The following is a 19840-nucleotide window of genomic DNA, read 5'->3' on the forward strand; positions in this document are numbered from 1 at the left end:
TTCTGTGTTTTCCAGTTTTACCAGAACATTTTTCACCAAAAATAGTAAGATGAACCTATTCAATATAAAAGCTAATAATCTTAAAATTAATTCCGTTGCAACTTTTTATAGGTCATCAATCGCAAAGAAGGACGGAGTTTCCAGAAATTAGGGTAAAACCATGAGAAAAGAACCGATTTTTTTGGCTGCATCGTGTCAATCCATTCAAAAAGATTCAATTCTCAAAGACAAAAGACTCCCCTTTCCCAAAACCATTTGAGGAGGAAAAATGAATGTTTCAGAAAAAAACGTACGCTGTTTTCCTTGTTCTCCTGCTGATGCTGTTTACAGCTGCTTGTTCCGGAAGTAAAACAAGCGCGGAGAAGAAAAATTCAGAAACAGAAAAAAGCGCAGATATAGCTCAAGTTAAGATCAAAGATGTCTCTTATACACTTCCGTCTCAGTATGATAAGTCAACTTCAGATGATCAGCTCGTGTTAAAGGTAAATGTCGCTGTGAAAAACACAGGGAAAGATCCGCTTAATGTAGACCATATGGATTTCACTTTGTATCAAGGTGATACCAAAATGTCTGACACAGATCCTGAAGACTATAACGAAAAACTGCAGGGCAGCACGATTAACGCTGACAAATCGGTTGAAGGAAATCTTTTCTTCGTTGTAGATAAAGGCGAAAAATACGAGCTGAATTATACGCCGGAATCTTACGGTGATAAGAAGCCAAAATCAGTTACATTCAAAATTGACGGAAAAGACAAAAAAATCCTTGCGACAGCAGATCAGCTCCAAGACTCTGCGAAAGCTTTATCGGCATATATAGATGTCCTTCTTTTCGGTAAAGATAACAAAGATTTCGAAAAAATCACCGGCGCGAACAAAAATGAGATTGTGAACGACTTTAACGAGTCAGCAAAAGACGGGTACCTCTCAGCTTCAGGCCTTTCAAGCACATATGCGGACAGCAAAGCGCTTGATAATATCGTGAACGGCATTAAAGCGGGATTAAGCAAAAACTCATCGATTCAAGCGAAAACAACTTCCATCTCAAAAGATGAAGCCATTGTAGAAGCTACAATTAAACCAGTCGACGCTTCTTCTCTCTCCGACCGCATCGAGGACAGAATGAAAGACTACTACAGCAAAAATTCAGGTGCGAGCTATGAAGATGCTGTAAAATATGCGCTTCAAGTCTATCCAGAAGAGTTCAAAAAGCTTGGCCCGGCTTCAAATGAAAAAACGGTTGAAGTAAAAATGAAGAAAAATGACATCGACCAGTGGCAGCTTGATATGGACGATTACAGAGCAGCAGAATTAGTTGAAGCATTCATTAAAGAATAAACATCAAAAGGAAATAGCCCCAGGGCTATTTCCTTTTTTATTTAAAAATCCCGCTGATGAAGTCTGCTTCATCATCCGTCAGTTCAACATCTAAGGTTTTTAGGTTATCCTTCAGCTGTTCCGGTCGCTTAGCACCTGGAATGATGGCGTCTACAGCCGGTCTTGTTAAGAGCCACGCCAAGGCGACATGAGCCGTCTCCGCATTCTTTTCCTCAGCTACCGCTTTGAGCTTGTCCACTTTTTTCAGGTTTTGAATAAAGGTTTCTCCCTGGAATTGCGGTTTGTCCTTTCGATTGTCGTCAAAGGCATCATCTTTTGTAAACTTTCCGGTCAGCAGCCCGGATGCGAGCGGGAAATATGGAATAAAAGAAATCCCGTGTTTTTCACAGTATGGGAGCAGCTCCTTCTCAGCATCACGCTGAATTAAAGAGTATTCTGACTGAAAGACCTCCAAGTAGCCGTCCGCATTAAATTCCTGCAATTGCTGATAATTGAGGTTCGAAGCCCCGATCGCTTTGATCTTCCCTTCATCCTTCAGCTCCTTCAGCGTGCCCGCAACTTCCGCAAGAGGTGTCTTGCCATCCGGAAAATGAACATAATACAGATCGATGTAATCTGTCTTCAGCCGCTTCAGGCTCTTTTCCACCTCGCCGCGAAGAAAGTCCCGGCTGTTGTCTAATTCAATGCCGCCGTTTACTTCTTTATGGGCTCCTTTAGAGGCAATAATGAGCTGATCCCGGTCACCGCGTTCCTGCACGACCTCACCGATTAATTCTTCGGATCGCCCCAATCCATATATAAAGGCGGTATCGATAAAGTTCACGCCGCCGTCCAATGCCGTGCGAACCAAGTCCTTGCCAGTTTCATCATTCAGATTCGGAAACAGATTATGCCCGCCGACCGCATTTGCGCCGAATCCGATCCGTTTCACCTGTAAATTCGTTTTCCCAAGTGCACGTGTTTGATCCATTGTCCCTTCTCCTTCCGAAATGATTTGATGAAAAATAGCACAGGTTCCACTTTTTGTATTAGATATCCTTTTTCTATTTTCCTTCTTTTTTCAGCATACACAAAAAGGAGAAAGTGTATTTCTCCTTTTGCAAGTTTATTTTGGCAGAACCCATTTGTCTTTTAAGAAGCAGGCTCTGGCCAGTAAAAAGAAAATGGCGATGAGCACGACGATGGTTCCGGACGTGTATAGAATGGCAGCCGGATTTATCATCCCGAATAATAGCTGTTTAAATAAGGCGTGCAGATTTAGGAACGGGATGAAAAAGTAGGATAGATCGATTTGATTCGGTGCCTTATTGAAGATGAAAAACATCGGGAATATAGGCAGAAAGATGACAAGAGACATATAGCTCTGCGCTTCTTTTACCGTGCCGGAAATGATGCTGATCAAAAGCTCCATTGCTGCGATTAGCATGGCAGAAAGCACGATGATCAAGGCAGAAGCTCCGATAATGACCCATAAATGATCTCCCAGCTGAAAGGCTGTTCTTAGCTTTTCCGTAAATAAGACGGTGCACAGAATCAGAAAGATCAGTGATAATACGCCAGAGGCTATCCCAAAGGTAGAAACCGCAAGCCACTTGCCGACTAACACTTTGTTTCGGCTGACCGGTGTTAGCAGCAGCGCTTCTATGGATTTCCGGTCCTTTTCTCCAGCCATAATATCAAGAGCGATCGGCATGGCACCGGTAACGATTGATGTTAGAAGCAGCATCGGAAGAATGGCAGAAAGCATGATCGCGGAAACGCCTTGCTCTTCATCTGCTTCTTTTTGTTGAACTGAGAACGGCTGGATCACCGAATGGTCAATATGTTTACTCGTTAAACGTTCTTGCACAATTTCATTTTTGTACTGCTCTAAGGCAGATTGCACAAGCTGCATGGCATTTGATGACCCTTGATCGACCGAGCTGCCGTAAACGTCAACCTTAAAAGTTGTCATACTGGTGATATAAGAATCAAACTCTTTCGGGATGTTCAGATACACATCCGCTTTCCCGTCATCGACCGCCTGTTCAGGCTTTGCGAAAGTCTTTACACTGACTTCGTCAATCGCATTCAGCTTGTTTTCCAGCTCTGAAGGCAGAGAGTGGCCAACAGCGATCGTGTACTGCTCCCCTTTGTCCGAAAGCATGCTTTCATAGAAAAACACAAGGCCCAGCATCGTAATCATCGGAACTAAGATCGTCAGTAAAATTGTTTTTCTGTCCCGTAAAGCGTCGATCATCTCTTTTTTATAAATCTGTCCTACCATTTATGAAATCCCCCTGACCAGCTTAGACATAAAGATGTAGTTCAAATCGTCGCTGCGTTCGCTCTCGTATAGTGTTTCAAGTGCTCCTCTGTAAATGACCTCTCCGCTGTGCATCATAATGACACTGTCACAGAGCGCCTGTACCTCCTCCATAATGTGGCTGGAGAACAGGATGGTTTTGTGTTCTCTTTTCAGCTGCTGAATAAATTCACGGAAGATATTGCTTGACGTAATATCTAGTCCTGTCGTCGGCTCGTCAAACAAAATGATATCCGGATCGTGAATCAGCGCCCTGGCAATGGCGACCTTCTGCCTCATTCCTTTTGAAAACCCGCCCACTCTCCGGTCCATATAATCACGCATGCCGAACCGTTTTGATAAATCCTCAATTCTCGCTTTGATTTCGTGGCGGTTCAGCCCGTACAGCACGCCAAAGTACTGCAAATTTTCTTTTGCCGTCATCCGGTCATAGAGTCCTGTTTCTCCTCCGAATAAGACACCGATTCGTTTCTTGACCTCGGCCGGCTGCTTGGCCGTGTCAAAGCCGTCCACGGTGATCGTGCCCTGTGTCGGTTCAAGCAGGGTCGCGACCATTCTCAGCATCGTTGTTTTACCGGCTCCATTTTCTCCCAGAATGCCGACGACTTCTCCTTTTTGAATTGTTAAGCTTACATCACGCACAGCTTTGACTACTTTTTTCTTATCTGTAAACCTGCGGCTGCAATCCGTCAGTGTAATCATGTCACAATCTCCCTTTTTGTTATTTCTAGTATTGACTATATACGAAAAGCTGGATTTGTTGGATAAAGTTGTCGCGAAGAGTTCTTTTTATGTCGCGAAATGGGATAAAATAAAGATGATTCTATCTAACTAGGGGAATGATAATGGTAAAAGTCGGACTAGTCGATGACTATCGAGTAGATTTAGAGAAGCTGGAAGCAATCGTGTCCAGAATGCAGGATGTCGACATTGTCTTTGCCACCGATTCGGCTGAGGAAGCTTACAGCCGGGTGAAGAACGAGGACATTGATCTTCTGCTTGCCGATATTGAGATGCCTCACATGTCAGGCTACGAGCTGGCGGATTTAATCAGATCTCATTCGCTGGATGTGGATGTGATTTTCGTCACCGGCAACAGCGGCTATGCGGTTCACGCTTTTGACCTGAACGTCCACGACTATATTATGAAGCCGTACCACGCCGATCGTCTCAGCTCCTCCTTCGAACGTTATTTCAAAAAGAAAACGGAAACGAGCTTGAACGGGCGGATTTTGATTAAACAAAAGTCTAAAATGCATGTGCTGCAAAAGAAGGATATTATTTTCGCCGAACGCACAGGACGGTCAACGACGATTGTGACAACAGCTGAAGAAGTGCAAACGTATCAAACATTGAACGATATTAAAGGTGATCTGCCGGAGAAGGATTTTCTTCGTTCACACCGCTCCTTTATTATCAACATTCATTACATTAAACACTTTTCCGCTTATACGAAGCATTCGTTTACGGTTTCGTTTGAGGGAACATCTAAAAAAGCGATGATCACCAAGCAGCAGCTTGATTATTTTCAAAACTATTATTTTTGAGGAGCGCAGGTTGTGATGACTCTGTTTCAATGTCTTTATTTGTTTTTATTCAGTTTCATATTTTATCAGTCGGCTGCCATTCTTTCGCACAGCACATCCGTTTCTTGGCTCGCCGCTGCTTTAGGCGCGGCGGCAGCGGTTTTATACATATGGAAAACGAAGCCTATGCAGAATCGCTGTCCCCTTCAGCTCTATTTGTGTATCGCCGTGATTCACATTCTGTCGGCGGCGTTTCTGCTGATCGTCTCTTCTGGAATGGCGGTGCTGCTTGTAATGATGATATTCGCGGCAGGTGAATGGCTCCGCATCGGGCTGTGCCGCTCGCTGACAAAGCTTTCTGAACAAATCGCTCGGCTGACTCAGGCTGAACAGCACGCCAATCGAATGCTGATGGATGTCAGGAGCCGGAATCACGATACAATGAAACATATCACAGCGCTCAGCTCGGCGCAGTCAGAGCCGGACACACAAACATACATAAACCATTGGGAAGACCAGTACAGTCAATATGACCGTTTTTTAAAAGGAGAGAATGCGTACCTTGCAGGGGTGCTGTATGACTTTCTGGAAAAAGCAAATGCAACGAATGTGAACGTGTCACTGCATTTGCATACGCCGCTTTCCTCCCTCCCTTTCTCTCCCGCTGATCAGGTCAGCCTGGCCGGCAACCTATTAGAAAATGCGCTCGACAGCGCCGCCGAGGCCCCTGAGAAAGCGGAGATTAAGCTGGAGACATCACTGCGAAGCGGGCTTTATGTGCTGATTTGCGAAAATACCACACCCGGCATGGAACCGAAAGTGCTCGATACACTGTTTCAGTCATTCGGCCATACGACAAAAGGCGGCACTCATGAAGGAGTGGGCACTTATGTGATCCAAAAGCTGGTGAATCAAGCTTTTGGCAAGCTTGATTTTACATATCGCCATCCTGTCTTCCGATTAGAAATCAAAATTCCGTTCCAAAAATAAAAAACCTTGAAAAGCTTGGCTTTTCAAGGTTTTTCGTTCGTTATTAAGATGTTAATGATTGTGCAAAGCGATCCGCTTCATCCTGGAGCGTGCTTTCAATTTCTTTGTAGCGGCTTGAAATCGTAGATGCGCTTACGCCGTATTTTTTCGCCAGTTTAGCTTGTGAAACGGTAGCGCCGTTAAGAGAGATTGCATTCACATAATATTCAACCGCCGCCGCAAAAGCTTCCGGCTTTCTGATGACAGGTGACTTTTTCTCGCAAAACGATTTCCAAATGTCAATGACTGCCGGAATCAGTTCATGCGGATATTCATCTCCGCTCATGCCTTTTTCAATCGCCGCGGCTGTTTCTTTCTCCATGTCGTTTGCCCACTCAACGCTGCTTTCTTGAACAGCCTCCGCTTGCTGCGGCTGTTCATCTTTTTCCGCTAACAGCGCGAAAAGTACGTTGTTGAACTCCTGCTTCATGAAATCCTCCGGCGTTTTGCCGTTTTTCAGAGCCGCATCCGCATATGTCTTCACCTTGCTGATCAGCTCTTCCGTTCTCTTCACTGGGAAGATTGTGAACTGCATGAAGAATTCCGCTTTTTCGGCTTCGTGGATCGGATAGCCGAGAATCAAGCTTCCTACTGGCGGGAGGTCTTGATTCGTGACGTCCATTTCCACGTCGAATTGCTTTTTCGTAATGACATCTTCAAAATGAATGACTGCTTCTTTCATATCCTTCAACAGCAATAAAGCAGGTGTCATGCTCTTCCAGGATTCAACGATCTCACGTGTTTTCGGGCGGGTGATCGAATCGACTTTTTTCTGAAGGTACTCTTCAAAAATCGTTTTGTCACCAGCGAGCGGGTGGAAGAAGATTCCCCAGATTCCCAAATTAAATACACTGATGTCCTTTGTCTGCCTGTCCATAGTAGAAAGAAAATCATGCTGGTTGATAAAACCCGAAATGCTTTCTCTATGTACTGTGAAGGCATACTCCACTAAGTCTTCCTGAATTTGTTTTGCTTCTTTTGCCGCTAATTCTGTCGGGAAGTCGACAACTTTATTCCCGCAGCATTTTTTATATTTCTTACCGCTGCCGCATGGGCAAGGGGCATTTCTTTTCACTTTTCCCACAATAAACCCTCCGAATTCTGTTGTAACTTTTCTATTTTAACAAAAATAACTTCTGAGGGCTTGGTTTCGGGCTAAAAAAGAATTTGGTAATGTGACAGGCTGGTTCATTATGTAAATGTACCTATGACTTTTTCATCAACTTTTGTGATTTAAGACTTATAACCTATTCCCACTTTAGGCCCTTCTTTTTTACAATCATTAGGTGTTTATCTAAAATTTTTAAGGAAGTGTTTATGTTGGAACTAGCTGGTTTTATGCTGCGCGCCTGCGCTCTTGTGCTTGACGTGATCATTGCGGCCGCAGTGATTTTAGCATCCGGATTTATGTTTGGCGATGGGTCCGCTGGCGTCATCGCTGTCGCCATATTGATGCTGCTTGTGTATCCTTTGCTGATGCCGCTGACAAATTGGAAGGGTACGCTGGGCAAAAAAATCATCGGGCTGCAAATTGTAAGAGACGAAACACACGAGAAAATCTCCCTCACTCAGGCCATTGTCCGTTACCTGATAGCGTGGGTGCATGTGTTTTCCCGCCTGATCTATTTAACAGCCGCATTTACGAAGAAAAAACAAACCGTTCATGATATGGCTGCGAAAACAATTGTGCTTAAATCAGAATAACCTTGAAGAATAGGATTCTTCAAGGTTATGTTTCTCATTAGTTCGTATTTTGTCCGCCGCCGTTAAGCCCTTCTTTAATCAGGCTATTGACTTGGCTATTCATCAATAAACCGATATGTCCCACACCATGAATTTGAACATTTTTAGCCCCGTCTAATTTTGATAAGTAATTCATAACAATCATATCAGCACTACTGTAAACGGATGTGTACAAAATCTTTTGGTTGGGATCTGTACCTGGAAGCGCCTTGCCTGTCACAAGACGATTCGCGCCGCCAAGCGTTACGACGTTTTCAATTTTATTACCGCCATCCAGATTTTTTATGTAGTAAAGCGTGTTAGCGCCGCCCATGCTGTGAGCGACAATATCCACTTTTTTCGCACCGGTTTCATCTAATACCTTTTTCACAAATCGTGATAATACTGGACCATTGTTTAAGTTATTGCCTGTCTTGTCCCAAAAATCTACAGCATACAGCTTGTCCCGTGACCAGCCCTGTGATACCAAATAAGTTTTAATACCGGCAAAGTTAAAAGAAGCTCCGCCAATTCCATGAACCATTACCACCGGATTATGTTCAGCGGCTTTCGCTGACGGCTGCATCGCAAACATGGATGTAACTGACAGCACAACAATTGTTACAAGTGCAATGATCTTACCTCTTAAAAGTTTCATAATTTCCTCCTTTTTTTGTAACAAATTCTTAAATTATAATACTTTGTCAAATTAATTAAGTAAAGGGTAAATTTGACTTATTTTAAAGAAATTTTAAGGTTGAGAGAACATTTCAGCTGTTTTGATCCCGAAAATGCACAAAAAGAAGGCTTTTCCGCCTTCTTTTCTTTAATATTCATTAAAATAGTCTTGGATTTTCCTAGGATCATCTGTTTTGGTGAGCGCGAGCATTAACAATATCCTTGCTTTTTGCGGATTTAAGGAGTTTGATGCCAAAAGGTCGTTTTTCACATAGTCGCCGTTCGATGTGACGACACCATTTCCCGTACGGGTTGAGCGAACCACTGTGACGCCTTTTTTGACCGCTCTGACTGCCCCCTTTTCGGCTGCATCAGATAAAGATCCGTTGCCTGATCCCGCGAAGACTATGCCTTTTGCGCCAGCCTTTACAGCCGCATCAAACAGATAGCTTCCGTCATTTTGGTAGCCGTACAGAATGTCTACTCGCGGCAGTTTATCAAGGCTGGAAATCGAGAACTCCGAATCCTTTGTATGCTTGCGAATGATTTCATTATGAAAATAAATGTCATCGGCAATCGTTCCGATGTATCCCATTTCTTCTGATTTAAAGGTGTCTGTTGCGGTTGTGTTGGTTTTTGTAACATACCGTGCTGAAGCTATGCGGTCATTGAGAACGACGAGCGTCCCTTTCCCTTTTGCCTCATGTGCGCCGGCCACTTTAACTGCGTTGTACAAGTTGGACGGACCATCAGCACTGATGGCTGTGGACGGCCTCATCGAACCGACAACAACAATCGGTTTATCACTTTTTACAGTGAGATTCAGAAAATAAGCCGTTTCTTCTAATGTATCTGTCCCGTGGGTCACAACAATACCGTCGACATCTTCTGAAGAAAGCAGTTTGTTGACTCTTTTTCCGAGCTTCAGCAATGTTTTGTTATCAATGTTTGTGCTTCCGACATTAACCACTTGTTCGCCGCTGACATTCGCAATGTCCTTCATCTCTGGCACCGCTTCGATCAGAGACTCAACGCCAACGACACCTGCTTTATATTCAGTTGTTGAGGTTTTTGATTTATTGGCTCCGGCAATCGTACCTCCTGTCGCCAGTATTTTAATAGTTGGAAGGTCATTCTTTTTGGAAGCAGAAGCTGAAGAAACTTTTTGTGTCTGCGTTTTCTCTTTTGGGGATTCTTTTGCTTCAGGAGATTGTGAGCATCCGGTAAAAGCAAGCAATAGTGCGGTAAAAAGGATCAGTAAGAGGAATCGTTGTGTTTTCATGTTTTTCTCTCCTTTGGAAGGTAACGTCTTTACGCCTTTTAATCATTGAATATTTCGTATATTCAGTCAAAATGTGCGTCAGGTTATCTCTCAGCTTTTTTATATGCTTAATTTATTTTCTTATTCGGGTTTCTTTATCTTGACATTCGATGGGTGAATCATGATAATAGACCAGTCACTATATTTTATGATAGCAATTCAGTAAGGTGGGAAAGTTATGAGCTATGGAGATTCTCGTGAGAAAATCCTTTCTGCAGCTACCCGGCTTTTTCAGCTGCAGGGGTATTACGGAACGGGACTGAACCAGATTATTAAAGAAAGCGGTGCACCTAAAGGCTCTCTTTACTACCACTTTCCCGGCGGTAAAGAACAGCTGGCAATTGAAGCCGTGAATGAAATGAAGGAATACATCCGCCAAAAAATCACAGACTGCCTGGACGTGAGCCCTGATCCCGCAGAAGGCATTCAAGCCTTTTTGAAGGAGCTCTCCTGTCAATTCTCATGCACAGAGGACATTGAAGGCCTGCCCGTCGGCTTGCTTGCGGCAGAGACATCATTAAAAAGCGAGTCTTTGCGAAAAGCTTGTGATGAAGCCTACAAAGCGTGGTCCCTTGTGTTTGAGGAAAAATTGCAGCTGTCAGGTTACAGCGAGAGCCATGCCAAGGAAGCAGGCATCGTCATTAACGCCATGATTGAAGGCGGCATTCTTTTATCATTAACGGCAAAAGACAGCACACCGCTTCTTCATATCTCCAGCCGCATTCCAGCTCTGTTGAAGAAATAAATAAAGAGACATACTACTACAAGCTGAGTGAATACATTCAGATGAAAGAGAGGAGAAATAGATTTGGAAACAGCAGCTAAAGCATCTCAGCAATATAAAGTGATGCCCATTATGATATCTTTGCTGACGGCCGGTTTTATCGGCATGTTCAGTGAAACAGCGCTGAATATCGCGTTAACCGATCTTATGAAGGAATTGAACATTACAGCGGCAACCGTACAATGGTTAACAACAGGCTATTTGCTTGTGCTCGGTATTCTTGTTCCTGTTTCAGGTCTGCTATTGCAGTGGTTTACAACAAGACAGCTTTTTACTGTGTCACTGATCTTTTCAATCATAGGCACCCTGATTGCGGCGCTTGCGCCTAGCTTCTCATTTTTATTAGCGGCGAGAATCGTTCAGGCACTTGGAACGGGACTCCTATTACCGCTCATGTTTAATACGATTTTGGTGATTTTCCCGCCTCATAAACGGGGAGCGGCTATGGGAACAATCGGACTTGTCATTATGTTTGCGCCGGCAATCGGCCCTACATTTTCCGGATTGGTTCTTGAGCACCTTAACTGGCACTGGATTTTCTGGATCTCTCTTCCGTTCCTTGTGCTTGCGCTCATTTTCGGTATCCTGTACATGCAAAATGTGTCTGACATCACAAAACCGAAAATTGATGTCCTGTCTATTATTCTGTCGACGATCGGCTTCGGCGGCATTGTGTTTGGATTCAGCAACGCGGGTGAAGGTTCTGGCGGATGGTCCAGCCCGACTGTGATCGTTTCACTTATTGTCGGTGTTATCGCCCTTATTCTATTTTCTATCCGTCAGCTTACAATGAAACAGCCGATGATGAACCTGCGTGCGTTCAGATACCCGATGTTTATTTTGGGCGTTATTATGGTCTTTATTTGCATGATGGTCATCCTGTCATCCATGCTGCTTCTGCCGATGTATTTACAAGGCGGCTTAGTCCTAACAGCATTTGCCTCAGGACTTATTCTCTTGCCGGGCGGTATTTTAAACGGATTTATGTCACCTATCACAGGCCGTCTGTTTGATAAATACGGACCTAAGTGGCTTGTTATTCCGGGATTTTTGATTGTGACTATTGTTCTGTGGCTCTTTTCAAATCTCACGACAGCTTCAACAGCAGTGCTGATTATCGTGCTGCATACCTGCTTGATGATCGGGATCTCCATGATTATGATGCCTGCTCAGACAAACGGTTTAAACCAGCTTCCGCGTGAGTTTTATCCGGACGGCACTGCCATTATGAACACACTTCAGCAAATGGCGGGCGCGATCGGGACAGCGGTTGCGGTCAGCATCATGGCTGCCGGTCAGCATGACTACATGAGCAGCGTAAAAAATCCAGCCGATCCGGCAGTCATTCCGCAAGCGTTGACAGCAGGCGTTCAGCATGCGTTTGTCTTTGCGATGATTGTTGCGATTATCGGTTTAATTGCCGCTTTCTTTTTGAAGCGAGTAAAGGTTGATCATCAATAAGAAAACCCCCTGATCTTGAGGTCAGGGGGTTTTTTATACAGTCGCGAGCAGCGCCGAAGGAGGTGAACATCTATTTTTAGGTGATCGCTTTTAACGTGCGGATAAAATCGCAGCCAATTCATCAATCGCATAACGCAGTTCGCCCTTCGTATTATAAAAGTGAGGAGCGAGACGGATGACATTGTCCCGCGGAGCGCAAATCACGTTTTTCTTCTTTAGTAACGCCGCCGTTTCCGATGCCTGTTCATCACGGATGGAAATCATGCCCGGCTGCGGTCCCGATGCCGCCCCCGCAAGCTTCAGCCCTTTTTCAGCAGCATATTGACACGCATCGGCAATCACGGCTTTTATATGATCGCGGATACGGGACATTCCGATTTGATTCAACAGCGATAAAGCCGCAGCCGCTGCATACACGCTAATAAAAGCAGGGGTTCCTGTTTGGAAACGCCTCGCGCCTTCTGCATAAGACGACGCCCCAAACCCGTTTTCCCGCCCGAACCAAGCAGATGCTTTTGGCTTCAGCTCATTCGCCAGCTCTTTTCTCACATAAAGAAACGCCATGCCCGGTATGCCGAGCATATACTTTCTGGTGCCTGCCGCCAGCATATCTATGCCCCATTCCTTCACATCAATGGGAATATGCCCTGCAGATTGATAAGCATCCACAAATAACATCGATCCCTTTCTCTTGGTGATGGCAGTGATGGCTTTTATATCCTGAATGCAGCCGTCACGGTAATGAACGTGCGGAACACAGGTCAGCACCGTCTCTTCCGTGATATATGTTTCATATTGTTCGAGCGGCAGCTCACCGTCTATTGAAGGGATTACAGATACATTATAATCAGAATGCGCCTGCCAAATATGAGACACCGCCGGAAAATCCATCTCCGTGTATACAACATGCTTCTTTCTAAAAACAGACAAGGATGATGCCGCGGAAATCAGCGCATCAGAAACTGACGGCACAATCGCAATCTCATCCGGCTCAGCCCCTATCAGCCTCGCAAACTCGTTTCTGGCACTCTCTGTCTTGTCAATCGCTTCATTCCAGCTCGTCCCCCTATGCAGCAAGCTGTCATGATAATCTTGTATCGCCTTTGACACCGGCTCTGCCAACGCGCTCTGTGAGCAGCTGGCAAGCATGATGCGGCTCTGCACGGTTGGGAACAGATGTCGGTACTGCTGCGGCAAATGTTCCATTCTGATTCACTCCTTTTTATTATTTTGATGAAAAATCCAGAAATAAACAATAGAATAATAGAAAAGGAGATGGTGACCATGAGAAAAAAAGTGCTTTTCACAGGTTTTGACCCTTTTGATCAGGAAACTGTCAATCCATCGTGGGAAGCGGTGAAACAGTTGAATGGCTTTGAAACGGATCAGGTGATCATCGCTTCAGAACAAATTCCAACTGTGTTCAGAACCGCTCTCGACACTTTGCGGCAATCGATTCATAAACATCAGCCGGACATCGTGATCTGCGTCGGGCAAGCCGGAGGCCGGGTGCAGGTAACACCGGAACGGGTCGCGATCAATCTTGCAGACGCGCGTATCCCTGATAATGAAGGAAGCCAGCCGATTGATGAGGAGATTGTTCCCGGCGGGCCTGCGGCTTACTGGACAGGACTTCCGATTAAACGCATCACATCTCAAATGAAGGAAAACGGCATTCCGGCGGCTGTTTCCTTTACGGCCGGCACATTTGTATGCAACTATCTGTTCTACGGGTTAATGGATCACATTCACCGTACGTCTCCGCACATTCACGGCGGGTTTATCCACATTCCGTACATTCCGGAGCAAACAATCGACAAAACAGCGCCGAGCCTCAGCCTGGACATGATAGTCAAAGCATTGAGGATCGCCGCTGTTACGGCCGCACAATATGATCAGGATACGAAGTCACCCGGCGGCGCGCTGCACTAAGCGGCGGCCGCTTCACTGGTCAGTCTCTTTTTGTATACAAACGCTGATAGTGTGACGCTCACTTCAAACAGGACAAGCAGCGGAATCATGACGAGAAAATCAGAGATAAAGTCTGGCGGAGTAATCAATATGGACACCACGATCAGCAGAAAATAGGACAGCTTTCTCGCTTTGGCCAGCCGGTATGGATTTAAGATGCCTAACCTCGTCAAAAACATCACCACGAGCGGCATTTCAAACAGAAAACCAAACGGCAGGCTCAAATTCACCATAAACCTGAAATAGCGGTCAGCGGTAAACATCGTTTCAAAATGGCCGGCAGACAAATGGGTCAAAAAGCCGAGAACAATCGGAAACAACACAAAATACCCGAACGAGATGCCGGCCAGAAACAGGGCGAATAATCCCGGTATGTACATCAGTGTCACTTTTCGCTCCGTTTTTGTCAGCGCCGGCGCTACAAAACGCCAAAGCTGATAGGCGGCAACGGGGATGGAGGCGGCAATCGCACAAATGCCGGCAAGCATCATATATACCCAGAGAATTTCACTCGGTCCGAGAACAGCTAATTTGCCGTCAAAATCTCTGATCAGCCAATCATAAATGTCCTCCACAAACAAAAAAGCCGTAATTAAAAACAGAAGAAAAGCCGCAAGTGTGAAGATAATCCGACGGCGAAGCTCTTCTAAATGTCCGATCAGATGAGTTTCTTTTTTATCCATTTAAAAAAGCCCTCCCTTTCATGAGAAAAAAGAGGCAGACCATGCGTCTGCCTCATCAGAACTCAGCCTGCGTTTTTGTCCTGCTTGACCGCTGACAGTTCAGCTGATTTTTCTTCTTTTTCGTCACCAGACACAAGTGATTTTGTGGCGCTTTTGAATTCCAGCAGAGTTCGACCTGCGGCTCGCCCGATTTCAGGAAGCTTTGAAGGGCCAAAGATAATGAGGGCGATGACAAAGATCAGAATCAAGCCGGGTATTCCAATATTTGAAAACATCATGTATCACTCCTTAATGCGTAATTTTTGCCCGCTTTTTGATCATTTGTTTTTCATGGGCTTTGTTGTGCTCAAAGAAACGATCCTCTTCGACTTCATTGGATTGTTTTACTCCGCCTTGCACCATTGTAGAGGATACCTTTCTCAATCCGGTTTGGTCTTTTTGATAGACGAATGAAGCCCGTGTGGAAATGGCGGCTCCCGGCTCTGTCACAAATGGCATTACCCGATAATCAGCTTTCCACTGGTGAGGCGTCACTGTACAGCGGACATATCCGCGGTAATCGTTAAAAAACTTGATATGTGGATTTTCCTTTAAAATTTGATCGGTATCCGCCCGCTTATCCGCTCCGTTACCTCCGGATGTGATGGAGGTGCCGACAAATTCAGCCCCGAAAATTTTCGAGCTTGTTTTATTAAAATCGACATGCAGATTCGATGCCCAGCTTGCGTGTACATCTCCTGTCAGCACGACAACATTATTTAAATTTTTACTTTTAATGTAATTGACGACCCGTTCGCGCTGAGCCGGATAACCGTCCCATGAATCCATGCTGTAGATCGGGCTTGAGCTTGTCCCGAAATTCCACTTCGCAAAGAAGATTTGCTGTGCCAACACATTCCAATATGCAGTCGAGCTATTCAAATTGTTGAAAAGCCACTGCTCCTGTTCTTTTCCTAACAGGGTCCGATTCGGATTGAGCGATTCATCAGAAGGCGGCTTATTGCCATCGTTATTGGCTTGGTCATCTCTGTATTGGCGTGTATCCAGCACATTAAATGATGCCAGATTTCCGTACGTAAAGTGACGGTACAGCTGCATATCCGGACCATTCGGCAGAGAGGAGATGCGGAGCGGCATATGCTCATAATAAGCCTGATACGCCGCCGCACGGCGCAGTACAAACGCATCAACCGACTGCCCTTTTTCCGGGATTTTATTGGCATAGTTATTTTCAACTTCATGGTCGTCCCACGTGACAACCCACGGAAACGCCGCATGCGCCGCTTTTAAATTAGCGTCTGAACGGTATTGGGCATGGCGGTTTCGATAGTCCTGCAGCGTAATGATTTCTGCGCTGTTGTGTGTACGGACATTGCCTGTTTTCGATACATATTCATTTGGCCCGTACTCATATATGTAATCACCAAGATGGAAGACAAGGTCCAGCTTTTCCTTCGCCATATGCTTGTAGGCTGTATAATAGCCATGCTCATATTGCTGGCAGGAAGCGAAGGCAAAGGTCATTTTCGGCACATTGGCACCAGGGGCGGGCAGTGTTTTTGTTTTTCCGACAGGACTTAGCTCATGTCCGGTTTTGAATCGGTAATAGTACACTTTGTTCGGCTCAAGCCCGTCCGCTTCCACGTGAACAGAATGAGCGAGGCTCGGTTTGGCCATTTCAGTGCCCTTTCTTACGATCTTGCGGAAGTGCTCATCCTTTGCCACTTCCCATTTGACAGGCACAGCCTGGTTCGGCATCCCCCCGCCGTTCAGCGGATCTGGCGCCAAACGCGTCCAGAGCACGACGCTGTCAGAAAGCGGATCTCCTGAAGCGACGCCGAGCGTAAACGGATAACTAGAGAACTTAGGTGCAGCATTTACTTCAAATGCTCCGACTGACTGAGCAATGGTTAACCCAAGAGAAAGCCCCGCAATTTTTCCAGCCCCCTGAATAAATTTGCGGCGGTCAAACGTATTATTCTGAAAGCTTTCGTCTTTCAATTTCTTTACCCATTCGTCAAAACGACTGTCATATGCCATTCCAGATCCCCTCTCTTCTCATTGATCGCTTTCATTATAGGAAACTATTGTTAATTAGCTGTGAAGAAGTGTGAACGGTTTGTAAGCACTGAACATGGGAAACAGGACTTCCTTCACAGCCCTTTCGCCGAAACATGCCGATAGCTGGCAAAACGGCGTATTTACTGCAAATCCTGTCGTTTGCAAGCCGCCCTTTTTACCTATTTTTCTTCACATGATCTTAAAAAAACAAAAACACCGAGTGATTTTGCAGCATCACTCAGTGTTCGGGAAGGCTCTCTGTTATTTAGAAAACAATCTGCTGAAAAGCCCCTTTCTTTTCGGTTTTGCAGCAGCAGGCTCTTGTTCTATTAAAATTCCTTTTTTCTTCACTTCTTTCAGCCAAAATGGAAATTCAGTAAGCAATGCATCATAAAGCTCATCATCAGAGATGCGTTCAATGTCTTCAATATGCAGGAAGTTTGCGTTATCAACAACACGTCCTTCTAGCGTATCCAGTTTATAAAGAAAATCGAAGTTGCCGTTACCGATGCCGACAAACTGCCAAAACACCGGTTTATCAGAGGCCGCTTCAATAATGGGTTTGATCGATTTTTTACACCCGCCATCATTAATAAAAACGATATAAGCGGGATATGAACTCGGTTCTTCCACAACATATTTATGTAACACATCCTTCATGACCGGCGGCTCATCATTTCTCCCGAATTTATGCAAGAGCTCATTATTTAAAATTTCGCGATCAACATAGCCTGAAAAATCGATTTCAGAGACTGGCTTTAACCGGGAGAATTCATTATCATAAACCCATACATCCAGCAGGCCGTTATCATCAAATTGATCAGCCACTGCCAAAATCCGCTCCACCACTTTTTGAACCGTCCCGTTTTTGTACAGCGTTCTCATTGAACCGGTAATATCCAGCACCAGTCCGACACGAGCCGTCACCTTGGTTAACTGCTTTTTCTCCAGTACGATTTTTATGCTCTTCTTTTGCAGGTCAATTGTCGCCATTTTGTCATCTCCTGTAGTTCTTTTCTACGATTATCTCACGGAAATATTTTCCAATAAAGAAAAAACACCGTTCAAATGTGAACGGCGTCCTGCCCCTAAAAAGTGTTATATACATTTTCACATGTTTCTCCCGTCGGCTGATAAAAACAATGTGATTTGAATCTGGCTACAAACGGCTGGTTATACCAGGTCGGCGGGCAGTTTCCTTCCGGCTTGAAATACCACAAGCTGAATTTTGCCGGCCAGAACCTCTCTCCGTTTATCGTCCTGCGTGCCAAGGCCCGCTCGCTTTCCCGCGGTCTTTGATAAAAGTATCCATGGGTCACCGCTTCAAACGCATGCGGCTGAAAAATCATCTGCCTGATGGTGCGGAGGCCTTTAAAATCAGAGCAATTGGCCCTCAGCCGATTAATCCCAACATTGCCGACAAGCAGCATCCCCTGCTTTCCTTCACCTTCCGCTTCCGCTCTGAGCAGCCGTGCCATCAAGTTGACATCAGCACTTGTTGCTCTCACAACCGCCATCACGTCACCTCCCCTTTTCTCCTTTCATCATATTGCAATACCCAAAGAGTGATGACGGAGGGACAGGAGAAGTTTTAAAATTTATTCTCGGAATTGCTACAGAGGCCAAATATCAGTGCGATAAAAAACGGGCGGGTGAGCGTTAGGGAACTTCCGATAAAAGCCCTGGTTCCACGAACCGGCAGTTGCCGCCCGAGTCCCCTAATTGCAACCGCAGCCAATATGCTTTATGAAAAACACAAAATAATGTTTAACTTTCCGTATTTGAGGAATCATACATAACAAATCAGATAAAAGAAGGAGGAACCTTATCATGACACATGTAAAAGCGCTCGCAATTAAAGGTATTATGACGATTATTGTTTTGTATTTGGTGCTGGGCCTTGGCTTTGGTTTCACGTTTGGTGATACGCTGCTGATGACAGTTGTGTTAGGGGTCATTTCTTATTTGCTTGGAGACCTTTATATCTTGCCCCGGTGGAACAATATGATCGCCACTTTGGCTGATTTCGGTTTGGCATTTCTCGTGATTTGGCTGATGGGCATGCCGCTTTCTATGGGGATGACTGGCGGAGAAATTGCACTGGCGGCTCTATTTGGAGCAATCGCCATTGCCATCGGGGAGTATTGCTTCCATTTCTATATGATGAGCAAAGAAATTGGCAAAAAGCATTATCTTGAAACAAGAACAGATTCATAATCAAAAGGCCGGTGCTGACAGCATCGGCCTTTTATAAAACGTCTTCCCGGTCTATGTTTCGGACAGACCAAATCGCTATCAAGATGCCGATCGCACCTAAAGAAAGCGGAATATAGATAATCGTTGCCAACGAAAACTCGGGGCTTTGCTGGCTGATCAGAATCGTCAATATAACCGAAGAAATGATGGCAGCCGGAACAGAGCGTTTCCTCATCCCAAACCATAGAGGAATGAAACTCAAGCACGCAGCCGAAGCGGCATATATCGCCATACTGCCGACCTCCCGCCCGATTGTCTGGACTGATAACATCGCAGGTGTCAGTTGATAATATTGATTGATTTGCGCAAAGATGAAGGCAAGCACAATTTCAGACACCATAATGGTGATAAACGTCAGTCCGCCTGTAATCAGCAGCTTGGCAGCAATCAGTTTTTTCCGGCTGATGGGATATGTAAACATGACGGTAATGGTTTTATTTTTGTACTCACTGATAATCAATTTGGCAATCAGCACACTGGCGAAAACAACAAATACAGATCTTACAAACGTTCCAAGCAGAAATAACGTGGATACCGCATCAGTCATCACCTCTGGCTGCGGGAGTTTTTTTTCTTCTGAAGCAATCAAACACATAAATCCGAGGATGCATAGATTTGCAATAACGGCGCCTCTGTAATACCAGCCTAATTTTATTTTTTTCAATTCAAGTTTCATTACATTCAACATGTTGTCTCAACTCCGTAT

General features: G+C 45.0%; 22 protein-coding genes and 2 pseudogenes. 10 read left to right on the plus strand and 14 right to left on the minus strand.

Annotation, left to right across the window (positions count from 1 at the left end):
* Positions 1-156: 156 nt before the first annotated feature.
* Positions 157-246 (plus strand): annotated as a pseudogene (locus V6D42_RS20380) (hypothetical protein); the annotation flags it as partial.
* Between the two features lie 26 nt (positions 247-272).
* Positions 273-1337, plus strand: a complete 1065-nt coding sequence (locus tag V6D42_RS17970; RefSeq protein ID WP_333514139.1) for a DUF4352 domain-containing protein — start codon at positions 273-275, stop codon at positions 1335-1337.
* A 37-nt stretch (positions 1338-1374) separates the two neighbouring features.
* On the opposite strand, the gene V6D42_RS17975 is transcribed toward V6D42_RS17970, so the two are convergent.
* The 3 genes from V6D42_RS17975 to natA all read right to left on the minus strand — a co-directional run bounded on the left by V6D42_RS17975 (position 1375) and on the right by natA (position 4344).
* Positions 1375-2307: an aldo/keto reductase gene (locus V6D42_RS17975; RefSeq protein ID WP_333514140.1), complete on the minus strand. Its 933-nt coding sequence runs from the start codon at positions 2305-2307 to the stop codon at positions 1375-1377.
* 135 nt (positions 2308-2442) lie between these two features.
* Positions 2443-3603, minus strand: coding sequence for an ABC transporter permease (locus V6D42_RS17980; RefSeq protein WP_333514141.1), 1161 nt, complete (start codon positions 3601-3603; stop codon positions 2443-2445).
* On the minus strand, positions 3604-4344 hold the full coding sequence (gene natA, locus V6D42_RS17985; protein WP_333514142.1) for a sodium ABC transporter ATP-binding protein NatA: 741 nt from the start codon (positions 4342-4344) through the stop codon (positions 3604-3606).
* 143 nt (positions 4345-4487) lie between these two features.
* Between natA and V6D42_RS17990 the strand changes: the two genes are divergently transcribed.
* A complete protein-coding gene (locus V6D42_RS17990; RefSeq protein WP_333514143.1) occupies positions 4488-5189 on the plus strand; it encodes a LytR/AlgR family response regulator transcription factor in 702 nt (233 codons plus the stop codon).
* Between the two features lie 12 nt (positions 5190-5201).
* Positions 5202-6158: a sensor histidine kinase gene (locus tag V6D42_RS17995; protein WP_333514144.1), complete on the plus strand. Its 957-nt coding sequence runs from the start codon at positions 5202-5204 to the stop codon at positions 6156-6158.
* Positions 6159-6201: 43 nt separating this feature from the next.
* Here V6D42_RS17995 and V6D42_RS18000 read toward each other — a convergent pair whose 3' ends face one another.
* Entirely contained in the window at positions 6202-7281 is a 1080-nt protein-coding gene (locus V6D42_RS18000; protein ID WP_333514145.1) for a helix-turn-helix domain-containing protein, read from the minus strand.
* Between the two features lie 236 nt (positions 7282-7517).
* On the opposite strand from V6D42_RS18000, the gene V6D42_RS18005 reads away from it, so the two are divergent.
* Positions 7518-7901, plus strand: coding sequence for an RDD family protein (locus V6D42_RS18005; RefSeq protein WP_333514146.1), 384 nt, complete (start codon positions 7518-7520; stop codon positions 7899-7901).
* A gap of 37 nt (positions 7902-7938) precedes the next feature.
* On the opposite strand, the gene V6D42_RS18010 is transcribed toward V6D42_RS18005, so the two are convergent.
* Both V6D42_RS18010 and V6D42_RS18015 read right to left on the minus strand, forming a co-directional pair.
* A complete protein-coding gene (locus tag V6D42_RS18010; protein ID WP_333514147.1) occupies positions 7939-8577 on the minus strand; it encodes an esterase/lipase family protein in 639 nt (212 codons plus the stop codon).
* A 168-nt stretch (positions 8578-8745) separates the two neighbouring features.
* Positions 8746-9879: a type II asparaginase gene (locus V6D42_RS18015; RefSeq protein ID WP_333514148.1), complete on the minus strand. Its 1134-nt coding sequence runs from the start codon at positions 9877-9879 to the stop codon at positions 8746-8748.
* Between the two features lie 217 nt (positions 9880-10096).
* On the opposite strand from V6D42_RS18015, the gene V6D42_RS18020 reads away from it, so the two are divergent.
* The gene (locus tag V6D42_RS18020; protein ID WP_333514149.1) at positions 10097-10663 is read left to right on the plus strand and encodes a TetR/AcrR family transcriptional regulator; all 567 of its coding nucleotides are present in this window, start codon (positions 10097-10099) and stop codon (positions 10661-10663) included.
* 57 nt (positions 10664-10720) lie between these two features.
* On the plus strand, positions 10721-12163 hold the full coding sequence (lmr(B), locus tag V6D42_RS18025; RefSeq protein ID WP_333514221.1) for a lincomycin efflux MFS transporter Lmr(B): 1443 nt from the start codon (positions 10721-10723) through the stop codon (positions 12161-12163).
* Positions 12164-12253: 90 nt separating this feature from the next.
* Here lmr(B) and V6D42_RS18030 read toward each other — a convergent pair whose 3' ends face one another.
* Positions 12254-13369: an aminotransferase class V-fold PLP-dependent enzyme gene (locus tag V6D42_RS18030; RefSeq protein ID WP_333514150.1), complete on the minus strand. Its 1116-nt coding sequence runs from the start codon at positions 13367-13369 to the stop codon at positions 12254-12256.
* 78 nt (positions 13370-13447) lie between these two features.
* Between V6D42_RS18030 and pcp the strand changes: the two genes are divergently transcribed.
* On the plus strand, positions 13448-14095 hold the full coding sequence (pcp, locus tag V6D42_RS18035; RefSeq protein WP_333514151.1) for a pyroglutamyl-peptidase I: 648 nt from the start codon (positions 13448-13450) through the stop codon (positions 14093-14095).
* Here pcp and tatC read toward each other — a convergent pair.
* The 6 genes from tatC to V6D42_RS18065 form a co-directional block, all read right to left on the minus strand.
* Complete coding sequence (tatC, locus tag V6D42_RS18040) at positions 14092-14817, minus strand: twin-arginine translocase subunit TatC (RefSeq protein WP_333514152.1); 726 nt, start codon at positions 14815-14817, stop codon at positions 14092-14094. The two genes, pcp and tatC, sit on opposite strands and share 4 nt — an antisense overlap.
* 62 nt (positions 14818-14879) lie before the next feature.
* Complete coding sequence (tatAD, locus tag V6D42_RS18045; RefSeq protein WP_010332899.1) at positions 14880-15092, minus strand: sec-independent protein translocase protein TatAD; 213 nt, start codon at positions 15090-15092, stop codon at positions 14880-14882.
* 13 nt (positions 15093-15105) lie between these two features.
* Positions 15106-16857: an alkaline phosphatase PhoD gene (gene phoD, locus V6D42_RS18050; protein WP_268444189.1), complete on the minus strand. Its 1752-nt coding sequence runs from the start codon at positions 16855-16857 to the stop codon at positions 15106-15108.
* Between the two features lie 54 nt (positions 16858-16911).
* On the minus strand, positions 16912-17061 hold the full coding sequence (locus V6D42_RS18055; RefSeq protein ID WP_333514222.1) for a hypothetical protein: 150 nt from the start codon (positions 17059-17061) through the stop codon (positions 16912-16914).
* Between the two features lie 78 nt (positions 17062-17139).
* Positions 17140-17871 carry a vWA domain-containing protein gene (locus V6D42_RS18060; protein WP_333514153.1) on the minus strand — a complete coding sequence of 244 codons (732 nt, stop codon included), beginning with the start codon at positions 17869-17871 and terminating at the stop codon, positions 17140-17142.
* A gap of 95 nt (positions 17872-17966) precedes the next feature.
* Positions 17967-18395 carry a cell wall hydrolase gene (locus V6D42_RS18065; RefSeq protein ID WP_101865304.1) on the minus strand — a complete coding sequence of 143 codons (429 nt, stop codon included), beginning with the start codon at positions 18393-18395 and terminating at the stop codon, positions 17967-17969.
* A 313-nt stretch (positions 18396-18708) separates the two neighbouring features.
* On the opposite strand from V6D42_RS18065, the gene V6D42_RS18070 reads away from it, so the two are divergent.
* Both V6D42_RS18070 and V6D42_RS18075 read left to right on the plus strand, forming a co-directional pair.
* Entirely contained in the window at positions 18709-19095 is a 387-nt protein-coding gene (locus tag V6D42_RS18070) for a YndM family protein (protein ID WP_333514154.1), read from the plus strand.
* Positions 19067-19129 (plus strand): annotated as a pseudogene (locus V6D42_RS18075) (hypothetical protein); the annotation flags it as partial. The gene V6D42_RS18070 and the pseudogene V6D42_RS18075, both read left to right, overlap by 29 nt.
* On the opposite strand, the gene V6D42_RS18080 reads toward V6D42_RS18075, so the two are convergent.
* The gene (locus tag V6D42_RS18080; protein ID WP_333514155.1) at positions 19127-19822 is read right to left on the minus strand and encodes an ABC transporter permease; all 696 of its coding nucleotides are present in this window, start codon (positions 19820-19822) and stop codon (positions 19127-19129) included. The pseudogene V6D42_RS18075 and the gene V6D42_RS18080 sit on opposite strands and share 3 nt — an antisense overlap.
* Positions 19823-19840: the final 18 nt, after the last annotated feature.

Origin of the sequence: Bacillus sp. 0909A (genome assembly GCF_036765115.1) — a bacterium.
GTDB lineage: Bacteria > Bacillota > Bacilli > Bacillales > Bacillaceae > Bacillus > Bacillus mojavensis.